The following is a 17,181-nucleotide window of genomic DNA, read 5'->3' as shown; positions in this document are numbered from 1 at the left end:
GAGCATGGAGAATTTACTGGCGCTGACGCTGGCCGATGAAACACCCGCTGAAAAAGAGGGTGAAGGGGCGTCGTTTCACTGGAAATGGCATGGGCGCGGGCTGCTGGAACTGACCCCGTTTGACGAGAGCGGCCGCGCGCTGGTGCTCTCGGCAGGTGTTCACGGCAATGAAACCGCGCCGGTGGAGATTGTCGATCTGCTGATCCGCGCGTTGTATCACGGGGATATTTCCCTGCGCTGCCGTGTGCTGGTGGTGCTCGGGAACCCTGCGGCGCTGGCGCACAACAAACGCTATCTGGTGAGTGATATCAATCGGATGTTTGGCGGTCGCGCGGCGCAGTTTGCACCCTGTGAGGAGACGGCACGCGTGCCGGTGCTGGAAAACGCCGTCAGCGAGTTCTACGCCGCAGCCGGCCCGGACCGCTGGCATTTGGATCTGCATACCGCCATTCGGGCGTCGTATCACGTTCGCTTTGGCGTGTTGCCCCAGCGCGAGCAGCCCTGGGATGAACGGTTCCTGCAATGGCTGGGCGATGCAGGACTCGAAGCGCTGGTGTTCCATCAGTCGCCGGGCGGAACCTTTACCCATTTCACCTGTGAGCATTTCGGCGCGCTGGCCTGCACGCTGGAACTGGGCAAAGCGCTGCCATTTGGCCATAACGATCTGACGCGATTTGCCCCAACGCACCTGGCGCTGCGGGCGCTGCTCGCGGGCGTTGAGCCTGAGCCGCATGCCGAAGTGGTTGAGCGCTATCGGGTGGTGCAACAAATCACCCGTCGCAGCGACGCATTCCGGCTGCACATGGCGGCACATACCCTTAACTTCACGCCGTTCCGCCAGGGGATTTTGCTGGCAGAAGATGGCGATGAGCGCTACGAGGTGCAGAAAACGACGGAGTACGTGCTGTTCCCCAATCCGTCTGTGGCCTTTGGTTTGCGGGCGGGACTGATGCTGGAAAAAATAGGCTGAGGCATAATTTCCCGCGTCCGACAGGGGGGCGGGAAATTATCTATTATGGCGATCGTGTAAAGTTTACAGATTATTCCTGGATACCTGCTTTATTATTAATCTCCAGTTCGCTATACTCTTTCACAATCTCTTTAAAATCAGCTAATTGAATATTTTTGTTTCAACTCTCCACGCTTTATCCTTAATTCCTCCACATTTGGTTATAAATTGTTTTTTACACTTTCATTGTTTTACCGTTGCTCTGACTAATTGACGATAAACCCCGTAAAGTTAATCTCGTCAACACGGCATAGCGCCGAAGAATAACTGAAAGTAAGGAAAACAATTATGCGTAAATTAACTGCACTGTTTGTTGCTTCTACCCTGGCTCTGGGCGCTACCAGCATGGCGTTCGCTGCGGATACCGCGACCACGGCCGCAGCACCTGCTGAAGGCAAGATGATGCATCACAAAGGCAAGCCGGGTATGCATCACGACATGATGTTTAAAGACCTGAACCTGACGGATGCACAGAAACAGCAGGTGCGTGACATCATGAAAAGCCAGCGCGACCAGATGAAACGTCCACCGCTGGAAGAACGCCGCGCAATGCATGACATCATTGCCAGCGACAGCTTCGATAAAGCGAAAGCCGAAGCGCAGATCGACAAAATGACCGAGCAGCACAAAGCCGGTATGCTGGCCCGCATGGAAACTCAGAACAAGATCTACAACATTCTGACCCCGGAACAGAAAAAGCAATTTAATGCCAATTTTGAGAAGCGTCTGACAGAACGTCCGGCGCCAGAAGGTAAAATGGCTCCGCCTGCTGAATAACAGCACAACATATTAAGACCGCCGGAAACCTGTTCACAAAAGCGCATTCGCTGTGGACAGGTCCGGCGGTTTTTTCTTTCACACCCTCTTGTCTCGCGCTGCCATCACGGTATGCTCCTGTAGTCGGTTCAGAGAATGCTTAACAGAGTCAGGGCGTTAGAGTTTTTTTCACCATGAGCCTAAGGCCCCTTTGCATTGCTGCCGATAATACGTCTGTGATTACCTAACGATAACAATCAAGACAGCGACGCTATTGATATTGTCGCTCTGGTGCGATTGCGCCTTTCAGGAGTGGTGATGGAGTTTTTTGATATCCGCAAAATGCCGGTGAATCTCTGGCGTAATGGCGCGGGTGAAACCCGTGAGATTTGTTGCTTTCCCACTGCGACCCGTGATTTTCACTGGCGCGCCAGTATTGCTTCTATCGCCAGCAACGGCGAATTCTCTCTCTTTCCCGGCGTCGATCGGGTGATTACCCTGATTGAGGGCGGGGAAGTGACCCTCGATGCGGGCCAGACCTTTTGTCATACCCTGAAGCGTCATCAGCCATTCAGTTTTGCGGGCGACCATCCGGTGAAGGCGAAGCTCACGGAAGGGCAGATGTCGATGGATTTCAATATCATGACGAAGCGCGATCGCTGCAAGGCCAACGTGCGGGTGGCGGATCGCACCTTTACCACCTTCGCCTCGCGCGGCGGTGTGGTGTTCGTTCTGAGCGGTGCCTGGCAGTTGGGTGACAAATTCCTCACCGCCGATCAGGGCGCCAGCTGGCAGGATGGCATTCACACCCTGCGCTTACTGGAATCAGAAGGAACGCTGCTGTTCAGTGAGATTACGTGGCTGCCGGGTCACTAAGTTCAATGATTTCATACTGCCCGGAGAGCAGCGGCTTACAGAGAATTTTGTAGCCGTCCTGATCAAACCCGGCAGGCGTGCGCAGCAGGGCCGCGGCGTCGTTTAACGTGTCGACGGCCCCCAGCCACAGCCAGTTGTGAATAATGTGGTAGTGGGTGATGGCGTTGCTGGTCTCTTTCAGCGCAATGGCGCCTTGCCACGGCCAGCAGGTTACGCTGATCGCCGCCAGCCCGGCCTTTAATCTCATCTGATGATCTTCCACACTCTCCTTGCCGCAGCACGCCCCGGCGCAGCGTTTCAGCGCGGAACGAAAACAGGCGCGCCCGCGCGTAAGCGACTCCAGACCTAATAACCCGTAGCAAAGTTTCTCTGCATCAGCGAGAGATTGCAGCGCCTGTAACGCCGCGCGGCGGTTGGCAAACAGGCCGTATAAATTCGGCGCGTGGGAGAAATCAATCTCACGGGCGTAAACCACCTGCGGTTTGCCGTCGGTGATTTGCAGCGAGCACAGCTGGCGGTTGCGGCGCAGACGTTTATTGAACAGCGGTTGCTGTTCTTTGATCAACCGGGCTTCGAGCAGCAGCGCGCCCAGCTCCCCGGCGGTTTGCGTCCAGGTGATGCGCCGCGACTGGCGCAGCATCGCGGCCTCGTCGGGCGTGCGTAAATGCGATAACACCCGGCTGCGGATATTGACGCTTTTACCGATATAGAGCGGCATCGCTTCGCTTTCGCCATGAAAGAAATAGACGCCAGGCTGTTTCGGCAGAGCCTCCAGCCAGGGGCGAAGATGTTCGGGATATTCGTAGATAGCCCCCGCTTCAAATTCAAGACGCGGGGCAGATTGACGCCTGCTCACAAAAGACTCCTGATACTGTTCAGGCATACAGTGTAGCAAAGAGTGAGTGGTTAAAAAAGAGGCGGCTTCGTCTGGCGGGCTGTGTGCGTAGGGGTTGCAGTCATCGCAGGGATAAAAACAGCCGGGTAAGCGTAGCGCCACCCGGCAATGCGCTCTGGGAATCAGCGTTTCCAGAAGTCGTCGAAGATGGTAATCGGCGTGCGTCGCTTGTGCTCGGTTTTCAGATACCAGCCTTCAATAGTGCGGGCGATACTCTCATCGAGCGTTTTGCCTTCCAGATAATCGTCGATATTGTCGTACGTCACTCCCAGCGCCGCTTCATCCGGCAGGGAAGGGCGATCGTCTTCCAGATCGGCGGTCGGCGCTTTCTTATAAAGGTGCTCCGGGCAGCCCAGCGCGGCAAGAAGTTGCTTACCCTGGCGTTTATTGAGACGGAAAATCGGGTTGATATCGGTACCGCCGTCGCCGTATTTGGTGAAGAAACCGGTGACCGCTTCCGCCGCATGATCGGTGCCGACCACCACGCCTTTGGTCATTCCGGCGATGCTGTACTGGGCTTTCATGCGCTCGCGGGCTTTTTCGTTGCCGCGAATGAAATCGCTCAGCTCAATGCCGGCCTCGCGCAGCGCCTGTTCGCTGGCTAATACCGCGCCTTTGATGTTCACGGTGAGCACGCGATCGGGCTGGATAAAGGAGATTGCATCCTGGCAATCCTGCTCGTCGGCCTGGACGCCATAAGGCAGGCGCACGGCGATAAACTGCAGCGCGTCGTCACCCGTTTCCTGACGTAATTCTGAGATCGCCTGCTGGCACAGTTTACCGGTCAGGGTAGAGTCCTGACCGCCGCTGATGCCAAGTACCAGTGACTTCAGGAACGGATACGTTTTCAGATAGGATTTCAAAAAATCGACGCTGCGGCGGATTTCTTGATGAGCATCTATCGCAGGCGTTACGCCAAGCGCATGAATAATCTCTTGTTGCAGAGCCATTACGCCCTCCATTAGCAAAAACGAAGCAGAATGAGTATCCGTTAAAACTAACCCTTTGGGCGTAAAACGACAAGGATCACAGTTTCGAGTGCGGCAAATTGCGACTATTTAGCAGGTTATCGTTGTTTTATTAGAATTTTCCGAAAAACATCCCGCTTCGCAGACAAAGTTGAAGAATCGAATTTTTTATCCCATGCTTAGATAACACGCTGATAAACAAGAGGACGGAAAATGAACAAGAATGTAGCGGGAATTTTAAGTGCAGCGGCGGTATTGACTATGCTGGCGGGCTGTACAGCTTACGATCGCACAACCGATCAGTTCACACAGCCGGTAGTTAAAGATGTGAAGAAAGGGATGAGCCGTGCGCAGGTAGCGCAGGTGGCTGGCAAACCTTCTTCCGAAGTCACTATGATCCACGCACGTGGGACCTGCCAGACTTATATTCTGGGTCAACGTGATGGTAAAGCAGAGACCTACTTTGTGGCTCTGGACGATACAGGACACGTGATCAACTCAGGTTATCAGACCTGTGCTGAGTACGACACCGACCCACAGGCACCTAAGGCGCAATAACCTGCTTGCCTGAGCGATGTAACAAACCGGCCAATGTGCCGGTTTTTTTATGCCTGCAATAATCTTATTTCTTTGCGCGAATTATTTGCCTAAACTGTGAGGGCAGTCAAAACGACAGGTCAAGGAGAGACAATTGTGACTCGTGCTGAATTATCCGCTCCCTATGCCTTGCCGTATACTCCATTCAATGACAAACAAAAGTAACACTCATCAGCGGGCTGAAGGGCGATGGTGAGGGTCATACAAGAGGGAAGTTGCTATGGAAAAGAAACATATCTACCTGTTCTGCTCTGCGGGCATGTCAACGTCACTACTGGTTTCCAAGATGCGTGCGCAGGCAGAAAAGTATGAAGTTCCTGTCGTTATCGAAGCGTTTCCCGAAACGCTGGCAGGCGAAAAAGGTCAGGCCGCGGACGTGATTTTACTGGGTCCACAGATTGCGTATATGTTGCCAGAAATCCAGCGTTTATTACCGAACAAACCTGTAGAAGTGATCGATTCTGTGCTGTACGGCAAAATTGATGGTTTAGGTGTACTTAAAGCTGCAGTCGCCTCAATTAAAAAAGCTGCCGCTAATTAAAATTTAAATTTTTCCCGTCAAAGAGTTATTTCACACACTTACGCCGCAATATTTGTTGCGGCATTTAAGGGTAATTTCTATGAGTCAAGTTATTAGCTCTCTTGAAAAGGTACTCCTTCCTTTTGCTGTTAAAATAGGAAAGCAGCCCCACATTAATGCGATTAAAAATGGCTTTATTAAATTAATGCCGTTGACCCTGGCCGGTGCCATGTTCGTATTAATTAATAACGTCTTTTTAAGTTTTGGCGAAGGCTCGTTTTTCTATTCTATGGGCATTCGGTTAGACGCTTCCACCATTGAAACCCTGAATGGCTTTAAAGCCATCGGCGGCAACGTGTACAACGGTACGTTGGGCATTATGTCGCTGATGGCGCCTTTTTTCATTGGTTCTGCGTTAGCGGAAGAGCGTAAAGTCGACCCGATGGCAGCCGGTCTGCTGGCGGTGGCGGCCTTTATGACTGTGACACCTTACAGCGTTGGTGAAGCCTATGCCGTCGGTGCAAACTGGCTGGGCGGTCAGAACATTATTTCCGGGATGGTGATTGGCCTGATCGTGGCGGAAATGTTCACCTTTGTGATTCGTCGCAACTGGGTCATTACCCTGCCAGATAGCGTGCCGTCTTCCGTATCGCGCTCTTTCTCGGCGTTAATCCCAGGCTTCCTGATCCTGTCCATTTTCGGTGTGCTCTCCTGGCTGCTGGCCAACCACGGCAGCAACTTCCACCAGATCATTATGGATTCTATCTCCACGCCGCTGGCATCAATGGGCAGCGTAGTGGGCTGGGCTTACGTTATCTTTAACTCCCTGCTGTGGTTCTTCGGCGTGCACGGCTCACTGGCGCTCACCGCGCTGGATAACGGCATCATGACCCCATGGGCACTGGAAAACATCGCACTGTATAACCAGTACGGTTCCGTAGAAGCGGCGATTGCTGCCGGTAAAGAGTTCCACTTCTGGGCGAAACCGATGCTGGATTCCTACATCCTGCTGGGTGGTTCAGGGGCGACGCTCGGTCTGATTATCGCTATCTTCATCGGCTCACGTCGCGCGGATCATCGTCAGGTAGCGAAACTGGCACTGCCATCAGGTATCTTCCAGATTAACGAACCGATTCTGTTTGGTTTGCCAATCATCATGAACCCGGTCATGTTTATCCCGTTTGTGCTGATTCAGCCGATTCTGGCCGCCATTACCCTGGCTGCTTACTCGATGGGCATTATCCCGCCGGTAACGAACCTGGCACCGTGGACGATGCCAACCGGTCTTGGCGCCTTCTTCAACAGTAACGGCAGCATCGCCGCACTCTGCGTGGCACTGTTCAACCTGGGTGTATCGACGCTGGTTTACCTGCCATTCGTGGCGGTGTCGAACAAGGCTCAGGCGGTCATTGATGAGCAGGAAAGCGAAGAAGACATCGCTAACGCACTGAAATTCTAAGAGGTCCGGCGCGGGGAAACCCGCGCCTGTAAAAGGAGAGAAATGATGTTTGATTTGGATACTATCGTGGCAGACGAGGCCGTTGAGAACGATCTTGAAGAAGTAGTGATGGGGCTTATCATTAACTCCGGACAGGCACGCAGCCTGGCGTACGGCGCACTCAAACAAGCCAAGCAGGGCGATTTCGCCGCAGCGAAACGCATGATGGATCAGTCGCGCACGGCGCTGAACGAAGCTCACCTGGTACAAACCAAGCTGATTGAAGGCGACCAGGGAGAAGGTAAAATGAAGGTGAGTCTGGTGCTGGTTCACGCCCAGGATCATTTGATGACCTCAATGCTGGCTCGCGAGCTGGTTGCTGAGCTCATTGAGCTTCACGAGAAGATGCAATAAGTCAGGCCGCCGGAGGTAAACACGATGGAAATTAAAACCGCACTTGAGCAGCAACTGTTTAACGGCAAGAATTTTCACGTGGTTATCTACAACAAAACGGAAAGCGTGAGCGGTCTGCATCAGCATGACTACTACGAGTTCACGATTGTTCTGACCGGGCGCTACTACCAGGAGATCAACGGCAAGCGCGTGCTGCTGGAGCGCGGCGACTTTGTCTTTCTGCCGATGGGGTCGTATCACCAGAGCTTTTATGAATTCGGGGCGACGCGCATTCTGAACGTCGGTGTGAGCAGACGTTTCTTCGAGAAACACTACTTACCCCTGGTGCCGTTCTGCTTCGTGGCATCGCAGGTGTATCGCATTAAAAACGAGTTTATGACCTGGATCGAAACGGTTATCGCCTCGCTGAACTTCCGGGACAGCGAATTCGATGAGTTTATTGAAACGGTCACGTTTTATGTGATGAACCGCCTGCGCCACCATCGCGATGAGCAGCAGGTGATCGATGATATTCCGCAGTGGCTGCGGACTACCGTAGAGTTAATGCACGACAAACATCAGTTTGGCGATAATGCGCTGGAGAACATGATTGCCCTGTCGGGTAAATCGCAGGAATATCTCACCCGCGCCACCCAGCGTTATTACCAAAAAACACCGGTGCAAATCATTAACGGTATTCGTATTAATTTCGCCAAAAAGCAGCTGGAAATAACCAACTATTCGGTCACCGACATTGCTTATGAATCGGGTTACAGTAGCCCGAGCCTGTTTATTAAAACCTTTAAGAAATTCACTTCATTCACGCCTAATAGCTACCGTAAAAATTTAACGGTAATGAATAATTAATTGACTCACGGCGAAGTAACTCGCCAGGATATTGACTTAAACGCTTGCCCAAAATAGCGGGAATGCCACGCTATACTTTGCAGGCGGTTAACCTGATACGCTAAGGGAGATATTATGCAAAAGAAATTGAAAGTCGTAACCATCGGCGGCGGCAGCAGTTATACCCCGGAATTGCTCGAAGGTTTTCTGAAACGTTATCATGAACTGCCGGTCAGCGAATTATGGCTGGTGGATGTGGAAGAAGGGCAGGAGAAGCTCGATATTATTTTCGAGCTGTGCCAGCGCATGGTGCAGAAAGCCGGTGTCCCGTTAACCGTACACAAAACGTTAGATCGTCGTCAGGCACTGAAAGATGCCGACTTCGTGACCACCCAGCTGCGCGTTGGCCAGCTGAAAGCCCGTGAACTTGATGAGCGTATTCCGCTGAGCCACGGCTATCTGGGGCAGGAAACCAACGGTGCGGGCGGTCTGTTTAAAGGCCTGCGCACCATTCCGGTGATTTTTGACATCATCAAAGACGTGGAAGAGATCTGCCCGCAGGCGTGGGTGATCAACTTTACCAACCCGGCCGGGATGGTCACGGAAGCGGTTTATCGCCACACCGGATTCAAACGTTTCATCGGCGTGTGCAACATTCCGATTGGCATGAAAATGTTTATCCGCGATGTGCTGAAATTGACCGACAGCGACGATCTCTCCATCGATCTTTTCGGCCTGAACCACATGGTCTTTATCAAAGATGTGATCGTCAACGGAGAGTCACGCTTTGCCGAACTGCTGGACGGCGTGGCCTCGGGCCGACTGACCGCCGGCTCGGTGAAAAACATCTTCGATTTGCCGTTCAGCGAAGGGCTGATTCGCTCCCTGAATTTGCTGCCGTGCTCGTATCTGCTCTACTACTTCAAGCAGAAAGAGATGCTGGCCATCGAAATGGGCGAGTATTATAAAGGCGGGGCTCGCGCGCAGGTCGTGCAGAAAGTCGAAAAACAGCTCTTTGATTTGTATAAAGATCCTCATCTTAACGTCAAACCGAAAGAGCTTGAGCAGCGCGGCGGGGCGTATTACTCCGATGCGGCCTGTGAAGTCATTAACGCCATCTACAATGACAAACAGGCTGAGCATTACGTGAACGTGCCGCACCACGGGCATATCGACAACATCCCGGCAGACTGGGCGGTTGAAATGACCTGTATTCTTGGCCGGGACGGGGCGAAACCGCACTCTCGCATCACCCATTTCGACGACAAAGTGATGGGCCTGATTCACACCATCAAAGGTTTCGAAATCGCAGCCAGCCATGCGGCGCTGAGCGGGGAATTTAACGACGTGTTGCTGGCCCTGAACCTGAGTCCGCTGGTCCACTCCGACCGCGACGCAGAATCCCTGGCCCGCGAAATGATTCTCGCCCATGAAAAATGGCTGCCAAACTTTGCGACCACGGCTGAGAAGCTTAAACAACGCTGAGAGGAACAGAGATGGAAAATCTGTTGATCGTGAATGCCGATGATTTTGGACTCTCCAAAGGGCAAAACTACGGCATCATCGAAGCCTGTCGCCACGGGGTGGTCACATCGACCACCGCGCTGGTCAACGGCGAGGCGATTGAACATGCCGCAGCGTTAAGCCGCGATCTGCCGAAGCTGGGCGTAGGGATGCATTTCGTGCTGACGCTCGGGATGCCGCTCTCACCCATGCCGGGGCTAACGCGCGACGGGGTGCTGGGGAAATGGATTTGGGAGATGGCGGAGCAGGGGGCGCTGCCGCTCGACGAAATCGCCCGCGAACTGGATTGTCAGTTCAATCGCTTCGTCGATCTCTTTGGCCGCGAACCGACGCACCTCGACAGCCATCATCATGTGCATATGATCCCGGCGATTTTCCCGCTGGTGGCCGAATTTGCGGCGCGTAAGGGCGTGGCGATGCGTGTGGACCGTCAGGTGCTGGCCCTGCACGATTTGCCGCTCGGCCGTGCGCCGACTACCGAGGGTTTCAGCAGCGAGTTCTATGGCGATGCGATCAGCGAAGTGCTGCTGTTGCAGGTACTGGATGGCTCGGCTTCGCGCGGTGAACGTTCGCTGGAGATCATGGCGCACCCGGCGTTTGTCGATAATACGGTGCATAAAAGCGCCTATTGCTGGCCGCGTCTGGCGGAACTGGACGTGCTGACGTCGCCCTCGCTGAAGTATGCGATTGCGGAACGTGGTTATCGTTTAGGGACGTTTAGCGATTTATAAGAATAGCCGGGTAGGCATCAGCCTACCCGGTAGTTTGTTATGCCGGAATCGCTGAAATTTTAGCGCTTCGTGACCACACCCGGTGCGCCGCCATCAGATCGAACAGCTGATCCATAAACGGTGCGCCGACTTTATCGCCTTCGACAATCCCTTCTTCACCTTTTTCTGCCACTTTCAGCAGCGATTTAAACTGACGCGCATCGCCCGCCAGCGCGACTGGTTTCAGGTGTTTATAGGTCTCCAGCAGATAGTAGGCCGCATCGCCATTGGTGAGCAGGCTCTTAATATCGCCGCCCGGCACAATCACGGCATCCACGGTGAGGGACGGTGATCCGGCGAATGTTGCGGCGATGGGCAGGACAGAGCCATCGTCAGCCTTCACTTCGCCCATGCGGGAGTAGAGCAGTTTCGCGTGCACGCCTTTCGACTTCAGCGCTTTCAGGGTCGCCAGCACATCTTTGGCGATGGGGTTGTCGTTAAGCAGTACCGCCACCACGCGGCCCTTAATTGTCCCGCCCGGCACGGCGTAAAGACTCAGGGAGGCATCTTTTTTCAGGCCGTTAACCTCTTTCGGCGGCGCCGTATTGCGCTGCTCATCGGTGAGGGTTAGCCCTAAATTATCCGCCACGCCCTGGGCGAGCTTAATGTCAATATGCGCCAGGTGATCGACCACCCGTTCACGAATGTATTCACGCACCACTTTGCTTAACTCAAAGCTAAAGCTGCCGATGATATGTTCCTGCTCAACGGGCGTCTGACTGTTCCAGAACAGGCGAGGATGGGCGTAATACTCGGCAAACGATGGACTGCGCTCGCGGATTTTGGTCCCTTCCACGCGCTCCTGATAGGACTCGAAGCCACCGCGTTTTGGCCCTGGCGGGGTTTCGCGCGGCCAGTTATCGTTGATCGAGTTCGGTTCATAGTTCGCCGGGTTGGTGTCGATATCCTGGCGGTGCATCCCGTCGCGCTGGAAGTTATGGTACGGACAGGTCGGGCGGTTAATCGGAATTTCGTGGAAGTTCGGCCCACCGAGACGGCTGATTTGCGTGTCGGTATAGGAGAACAAACGCCCCTGCAGCAGAGGATCGTTAGTGAAATCCAGCCCTGGGACGATATGCCCTGGATGGAACGCCACCTGTTCGTTTTCCGCAAAGAAGTTATCCGGATTGCGGTTGAGCACCATTTTGCCCACCAGCTGCACGGGCACCAATTCTTCGGGGATCAGTTTGGTAGGGTCGAGCAGATCAAAATCAAACTTGAATTCATCCTCTTCCGGAATCAGCTGTAGCCCCAGTTCGTATTCCGGGAAATCGCCCGCTTCGATGGCTTCCCACAGTTCACGACGATGGAAATCGGGATCGCGACCGGTCAGCTTTTGCGCTTCGTCCCACACCAGAGAGGCTTTACCCGCCACCGGCTTCCAGTGGAAACGCACGAACGTTGCTTTGCCTTCGGCGTTAATCAGACGGAAGGTGTGAATACCAAAGCCTTCCATGGTGCGATAGCTGCGGGGAATACCACGGTCGGACATCGCCCAGATCACGTTGTGCAGGGTTTCCGGCTGGAGCGAAACATAGTCCCAGAAGGTGTCGTGGGCACTTTGCCCCTGCGGAATAGCCCAGTGCGGCTCAGGTTTAACCGCATGGACGAAGTCCGGGAACTTGTGGGCGTCCTGAATGAAGAACACCGGGGTATTGTTGCCGACAAGGTCAAAAATACCTTCTTCCGTATAGAACTTGGTGGCGAAACCACGGATATCGCGCACGGTGTCGGCTGAACCGGCGCCGCCCTGTACCGTGGAGAATCGCACGAAGACCGGGGTCACTTTATCCGGGTCGGAGAGGAAATCCGCTTTGGTAATATCGCTCAGGTTTTTATAAGGCTGGAAATAGCCATGGGCGGCAGAACCGCGTGCGTGAACGATACGTTCCGGGATTCGCTCGTGGTCAAAGTGGGTGATTTTCTCCCGCAGGATAAAATCTTCCAGTAGGGTCGGGCCACGGCTTCCTGCACGCAGGGAGTTCTGGTCATCGGCGATGCGCACGCCCTGATTGGTGGTGAGCGGGAAACTCTCGCCGCCTTTGCGATGCGGCTCCAGTGAATGCAGTTTTTCGTTGCCCGTATCCGGGGATTTGAGGCTACCCGGCGCGGTAGGTTGCTCTCCTGGGGCTGACGGCGAAGGCGAAGGGCGATGGGAGCCATCTTCCGGGGCCAGCGAGTCCATACCGGGTTTTGATTCTTCGTCGCCGTGGATCGGTGACTGATGATGTTTATCGGTCTTGTCTTTTTGATGCGACATTGCACTCGTCTCCTGGGTTTCATTGCTGAAATACGGTCGTTGTGGCGAAAAGCCCCATTAACTATAGAACAATGTGACAAACAACCTGCCAGACTGAGACTTTTCGGGTTAATGGCACCGCGAGAGCAGTCATACCGCATCCAAAGCGCGACGCGTCAGGGGGGAATCGGCTATGATAGGAATTTCCTGCTTCCAGAATTTGCTTTAGTGAACCAGTGCTTATGAAACCATTTCGTCAACAAAACCGTCGTGTCATCAGCTACGTACCCCGCGTCGAACCAGCGCCGCCAGACCATGCCCTGAAAGTGGATGGTTTTCGCGACGTCTGGCAGCTGCGGGGAAAATACGTGGCCTTTGTCCTGATGGGGGAGCATTTTCGCCGTTCCCCGACGTTTACGGTTCCGGAATCGGCCCAGCGCTGGGCCATGCAAATCCGCCAGGAGGGGGATATTGAGTAAACGCAGAGATAAAAAAAAACCGCCAGAGGCGGTTTTTTTATTGGGTGCGGTAAACGATTAACGATGCGCCAGTTCGGCGTTCTCATCGCTATCGAGGACAGCTTTGTCGGTCTGCTTCAGCCACTGGCTGGTGAGCGTCCCGGCAGTCATAGAACCGTTGACGTTGAGCGCGGTACGGCCCATGTCGATCAGCGGTTCGACGGAGATCAGCAGCGCGACCAGCGTCACCGGCAGGCCCATCGCAGGCAGCACGATCAGCGCGGCGAAGGTGGCACCACCGCCAACACCGGCCACACCGGCGGAGCTTACGGTGACGATACCGACCAGGGTCGCAATCCACATTGGGTCGAGCGGGTTAATCCCGACGGTAGGAGCAACCATGACGGCCAGCATTGCCGGGTACAGACCCGCACAGCCGTTCTGACCAATGGTCGCGCCGAAAGAGGCGGAGAAGCTCGCGATTGATTCTGGTACACCCAGACGACGGGTCTGCGCTTCAACGTTCAGCGGAATAGACGCGGCGCTGGAGCGGCTGGTGAAGGCAAACGTCAGCACTGGCCACACTTTACGGAAGAATTTCAGTGGGCTAACACCGTTCACACCCAGCAGAATGCCGTGGACGATAAACATGATCAACAGGCCGAGGTAAGAAGCGACCACGAAGCTGCCCAGCTTGATGATGTCCTGCAGGTTAGAACCGGCAACCACTTTGGTCATCAGAGCCAGCACACCGTACGGCGTCAGCTGCATAACCAGACGCACCAGCTTCATCACCCAGCTCTGCAGGGTGTCGATGGCGGTCAGCACGCGCTGGCCCTTTGGCGCATCGTCTTTCAGCAGTTTCAGCGCGGCCACACCCAGGAAGGCAGCAAAAATCACGACGCTAATAATGGACGTCGGGTTTGCGCCTGTCAGGTCGGCAAACGGGTTTTTCGGCACGAAGGAGAGCAGCAGCTGAGGCACGCTCAGATCGGCCACTTTACCGGCGTAGTTGGTCTGAATAGCGGCCAGTCGCGCGGTTTCCGCAGTGCCCTGTACCAGACCTTCTGCGGTCAGGCCAAACAGATTGGTGACCAGCACACCGACCAGCGCGGAAATAAGCGTGGTGAACAGCAGAGTGCCGATAGTCAGGAAGCTGATTTTACCCAGCTGAGAGGCGTTATGCAGACGAGCAACCGCGCTCAGAATAGAGGCGAAGACCAGCGGCATGACGATCATTTGCAGCAGCTGCACATAGCCGTTACCGACCACGTTAAACCACTGAATAGAATCTTTCAGAACCGGGTTATCAGAGCCGTAGATCGCCTGCAGTGCCAGACCAAATACCACACCCATTCCCAGACCGACGAGTACTTTTTTTGCCAGGCTCCACTGCTTGTGACGCGTCTGCGCCAGCAGCAATAGCAAGACAACGAACACCACAATGTTCGCGATAAGTGGAAAATTCATCCCCGTTCTCCTGATTTATAATCCGACCGGTATATTCCGATCATGTTGGCGCAAGATTATCAGAAGTGTGATGTGGCGCTTATATCCAAATGGAATGGATTATGACAAATGCAACTATTTTGTCTGTTTATTGTTCAATCTGGTGATGAATAAAGCGATTGAACTGAAATTGCAGGGAATTGATCATGTGTGACGACCAGCGAACTGCACCATTTTCGGGCAGCGTCTGAGGCATCCAGACTGAATAGGCGAAGAGCGCCATGCACAAGACGCGCTCCAGCTGGTTACCTTTTTGCGGGGCCAGAATCGGAAAACGGAAACGCCAGCGGCAGGGCCAAAGCAGCGGAACGCCGGCGGGGGTTAACATATCGGCCAGAATATGGCTTAGGTAGCCGAGCACCATCCCCTGAATCGCGTCGGCGGGAACAATCCAGCTTTCAGGGATCTTAAGATAGAAAAAGGTCAGCAGAATAAAGACCGCCAGCAGGCTGTGGGTGAACCCGCGATGACCGAAGGCTCTGGCGATAGGTTTGGCGATCCATTTCAGGCGCTGGCCGAGAAATGACTTGGGATGATCAATATCTGGCAGTAAACAGGTTAGGACCGCAGAAGGAACAATATGCCACCAGTCGCCCTGAGCCAGAACAGGGGTAAGCTCAGCGTTTTTAGCAAACACTGCGCAGGCAATAGAAAAAAGGAGGTGGCCTTCCGCCGTCATGATAAAACCCACGAAACTGTCAATTCATACAGTATAGGGTTTTTGTACAGTAGGCGGAAGAGGTTACGGTGTAACTCTTTGTCACAAACTGGCGCTAGCGCGCCAGCCAGCCCCCATCGACGGCGAGCGTATAGCCATTGATATAGTCAGAGGCGTTTGAGGCAAGGAAAATCACCGGGCCTTGCAGGTCTTCAGGATTTCCCCAGCGCGCAGCGGGGATACGATCCAGAATCTCTTTACTGCGCTGGTCGTCGTCACGTAACTCTTGGGTATTGTTGGTCGCCATGTACCCCGGTGCAATCGCATTGACATTGATCCCGTGCGCTGCCCACTCGTTTGCCAGCAGGCGCGTAATCCCTAATATACCGCTTTTCGAAGCGGTATAAGACGGGACGCGGATCCCGCCCTGGAAAGAGAGCATCGAGGCGATATTCACAATTTTGCCGCCTTCGCCCTGAGCAATAAACTGACGCGCAACCGCCTGAGAGAGGAAAAAGACCGATTTCAGGTTCAGATTCATCACGTCATCCCAGTTTTTTTCGCTGAATGACAGCGCATCTTCCCGGCGGATGGTTCCAGCGTTGTTGACCAGAATATCGACACGGCCCATTTCGGCGACCGCTTTTGTCACAATCGTTTCAATCGCGTCCTGCTGGCTAAGATCGGCCTGAATCGCCATAAAGCGGCGGCCCAGGGCTTTGACTTTTTTTGCGGTCTCTTCGGGGATTTTACGGTTCACCCCCACGATGTCACATCCCGCCTGCGCCAGTCCCAGCGTCATTCCCTGGCCTAAACCGGTATCGCAGCCGGTGACGATGGCTACTTTTCCCGCCAGATTAAAGGCATCCAGTATCATATCAACCTCAGAGTGTAGGGTTATTGTCATTCTGAAGATAAGAATAGGAGCCGTTAGCAGGAATTACAAATAAAAATGAAATGATGTTTCAAAAATATTATGGTGGTCATGTTTTCGGGCAACAGGGCGTTGCCCGAACCAGAGGGATTACCCGCGCAAATGCTCTGCGGTCAAATCGGCAAGGGTGGCCAGTTTGACGTCCGCCAGTGCAAAGCGTGGATCGTGCTGGCCTTCTTCGGCAGGGACCACAATGGAGCGCATACGGGCTGCTTTCGAGGCAATCATGCCGTTAACAGAATCTTCCAGCGCCACGCACGCGAGTGTGTCGACGCCCAGTTTTGCAGCGCAGTCCATATAAACCTGCGGATGGGGCTTGCTGTAGGGCAGTTTTTCCGCCGAGGCCAGCGCGTCGAAGCTGTCGCGCAGGTCGAACATCTCCAGCACTTTTTCCAGCATGTGCAGCGGTGATGCGGACGCCAGGCCCACTTTCAGCCCCTGTGCTTTACACAATGCGACAGCTTCGCGCGCGCCCGGCAGCAGGGGGCGGCTCTCTTCAACGAGGGCGATGGCGCGGGTGATAATGCGGTCGGTGACGTCCTGACGGCTTGGGCCATTCCACGGCTGGTGGGCAAACCATAGCTCAACAACCATATCAATGCGCAGCCCCAGCGTATCCGGCAGCTCGTTACGGCGGCTAATATCCACGCCAATGCTGGCCATAACATCCAGTTCGGCACGATCCCAAAGCGGTTCGGAATCGATTAACAATCCATCCATATCGAAAATGGCAGCAACAATCTGGCGCGGGGTCGTCATAACGCTATCTCCATTCATACGTTTTCAGCATA

17 protein-coding genes and 1 pseudogene are annotated in these 17,181 nt (G+C 54.1%); 11 read left to right on the top strand and 7 right to left on the bottom strand.

The window, feature by feature from the left end:
• Positions 1 to 4 precede the first annotated feature (4 nt).
• The 3 genes from astE (at position 5) to ves (ending at position 2,641) form a co-directional block, all read left to right on the top strand.
• Positions 5 to 970, top strand: a complete 966-nt coding sequence (astE, locus tag F153LOC_RS04380) for a succinylglutamate desuccinylase (protein ID WP_102103499.1) — start codon at positions 5 to 7, stop codon at positions 968 to 970.
• Positions 971 to 1,297: 327 nt separating this feature from the next.
• Complete coding sequence (gene spy, locus F153LOC_RS04375) at positions 1,298 to 1,786, top strand: ATP-independent periplasmic protein-refolding chaperone Spy (RefSeq protein WP_102103500.1); 489 nt, start codon at positions 1,298 to 1,300, stop codon at positions 1,784 to 1,786.
• Between the two features lie 297 nt (positions 1,787 to 2,083).
• On the top strand, positions 2,084 to 2,641 hold the full coding sequence (gene ves, locus F153LOC_RS04370; protein ID WP_102103501.1) for an environmental stress-induced protein Ves: 558 nt from the start codon (positions 2,084 to 2,086) through the stop codon (positions 2,639 to 2,641).
• On the opposite strand, the gene cho is transcribed toward ves, so the two are convergent.
• Together cho and nadE are read right to left on the bottom strand one after the other, a co-directional pair.
• A complete protein-coding gene (gene cho, locus F153LOC_RS04365; RefSeq protein WP_100780895.1) occupies positions 2,619 to 3,524 on the bottom strand; it encodes an excinuclease Cho in 906 nt (301 codons plus the stop codon). The genes ves and cho overlap by 23 nt on opposite strands.
• A 134-nt stretch (positions 3,525 to 3,658) precedes the next feature.
• Entirely contained in the window at positions 3,659 to 4,486 is an 828-nt protein-coding gene (nadE, locus tag F153LOC_RS04360) for an ammonia-dependent NAD(+) synthetase (protein WP_100780499.1), read from the bottom strand.
• 231 nt (positions 4,487 to 4,717) lie between these two features.
• On the opposite strand from nadE, the gene osmE reads away from it, so the two are divergent.
• From osmE to chbG, 7 genes and pseudogenes are all read left to right on the top strand, one after another.
• Positions 4,718 to 5,062, top strand: a complete 345-nt coding sequence (gene osmE, locus F153LOC_RS04355) for an osmotically-inducible lipoprotein OsmE (RefSeq protein WP_100780498.1) — start codon at positions 4,718 to 4,720, stop codon at positions 5,060 to 5,062.
• A gap of 259 nt (positions 5,063 to 5,321) precedes the next feature.
• On the top strand, positions 5,322 to 5,642 hold the full coding sequence (gene chbB / locus F153LOC_RS04350; RefSeq protein ID WP_100780497.1) for a PTS N,N'-diacetylchitobiose transporter subunit IIB: 321 nt from the start codon (positions 5,322 to 5,324) through the stop codon (positions 5,640 to 5,642).
• A gap of 79 nt (positions 5,643 to 5,721) precedes the next feature.
• The gene (gene chbC / locus F153LOC_RS04345; protein ID WP_100780496.1) at positions 5,722 to 7,080 is read left to right on the top strand and encodes a PTS N,N'-diacetylchitobiose transporter subunit IIC; all 1,359 of its coding nucleotides are present in this window, start codon (positions 5,722 to 5,724) and stop codon (positions 7,078 to 7,080) included.
• Positions 7,081 to 7,125: 45 nt separating this feature from the next.
• A complete protein-coding gene (gene chbA / locus F153LOC_RS04340; RefSeq protein WP_100780495.1) occupies positions 7,126 to 7,473 on the top strand; it encodes a PTS N,N'-diacetylchitobiose transporter subunit IIA in 348 nt (115 codons plus the stop codon).
• Positions 7,474 to 7,485: 12 nt separating this feature from the next.
• Positions 7,486 to 8,319: pseudogene (gene chbR / locus F153LOC_RS04335) on the top strand (transcriptional regulator ChbR); the annotation flags it as partial.
• Positions 8,320 to 8,433: 114 nt separating this feature from the next.
• Positions 8,434 to 9,783 (top strand): 6-phospho-beta-glucosidase, encoded by a 1,350-nt coding sequence (locus tag F153LOC_RS04330; protein ID WP_102103502.1) that lies wholly within the window; start codon positions 8,434 to 8,436, stop codon positions 9,781 to 9,783.
• Between the two features lie 11 nt (positions 9,784 to 9,794).
• Positions 9,795 to 10,553 carry a chitin disaccharide deacetylase gene (chbG, locus tag F153LOC_RS04325; protein ID WP_102103503.1) on the top strand — a complete coding sequence of 253 codons (759 nt, stop codon included), beginning with the start codon at positions 9,795 to 9,797 and terminating at the stop codon, positions 10,551 to 10,553.
• A gap of 37 nt (positions 10,554 to 10,590) precedes the next feature.
• Here the strand turns inward: chbG and katE are convergent, their stop codons facing one another.
• Positions 10,591 to 12,852: a catalase HPII gene (gene katE / locus F153LOC_RS04320; RefSeq protein WP_102103504.1), complete on the bottom strand. Its 2,262-nt coding sequence runs from the start codon at positions 12,850 to 12,852 to the stop codon at positions 10,591 to 10,593.
• Between the two features lie 221 nt (positions 12,853 to 13,073).
• Between katE and cedA the strand changes: the two genes are divergently transcribed.
• Complete coding sequence (gene cedA / locus F153LOC_RS04315) at positions 13,074 to 13,310, top strand: cell division activator CedA (RefSeq protein WP_100780490.1); 237 nt, start codon at positions 13,074 to 13,076, stop codon at positions 13,308 to 13,310.
• A 57-nt stretch (positions 13,311 to 13,367) separates the two neighbouring features.
• Here the strand turns inward: cedA and F153LOC_RS04310 are convergent, their stop codons facing one another.
• From F153LOC_RS04310 to hxpB, 4 genes are all read right to left on the bottom strand, one after another.
• Complete coding sequence (locus tag F153LOC_RS04310; RefSeq protein ID WP_102103505.1) at positions 13,368 to 14,759, bottom strand: L-cystine transporter; 1,392 nt, start codon at positions 14,757 to 14,759, stop codon at positions 13,368 to 13,370.
• Positions 14,760 to 14,886: 127 nt separating this feature from the next.
• Positions 14,887 to 15,477, bottom strand: coding sequence for a metal-dependent hydrolase (locus tag F153LOC_RS04305; protein WP_100780488.1), 591 nt, complete (start codon positions 15,475 to 15,477; stop codon positions 14,887 to 14,889).
• A gap of 94 nt (positions 15,478 to 15,571) precedes the next feature.
• Positions 15,572 to 16,333 (bottom strand): 2-dehydro-3-deoxy-D-gluconate 5-dehydrogenase KduD, encoded by a 762-nt coding sequence (kduD, locus tag F153LOC_RS04300; RefSeq protein ID WP_102103506.1) that lies wholly within the window; start codon positions 16,331 to 16,333, stop codon positions 15,572 to 15,574.
• Between the two features lie 147 nt (positions 16,334 to 16,480).
• Positions 16,481 to 17,149: a hexitol phosphatase HxpB gene (gene hxpB / locus F153LOC_RS04295; RefSeq protein WP_102103507.1), complete on the bottom strand. Its 669-nt coding sequence runs from the start codon at positions 17,147 to 17,149 to the stop codon at positions 16,481 to 16,483.
• Positions 17,150 to 17,181: the final 32 nt, after the last annotated feature.

This window comes from Lelliottia sp. F153, from assembly GCF_002870005.1.
GTDB classification, from domain to species: Bacteria; Pseudomonadota; Gammaproteobacteria; order Enterobacterales; family Enterobacteriaceae; genus Enterobacter; species Enterobacter nimipressuralis.
The sequence above is the reverse complement of the archived record's forward strand: the minus strand, read 5'-3'. Positions and strand labels throughout refer to the sequence as shown.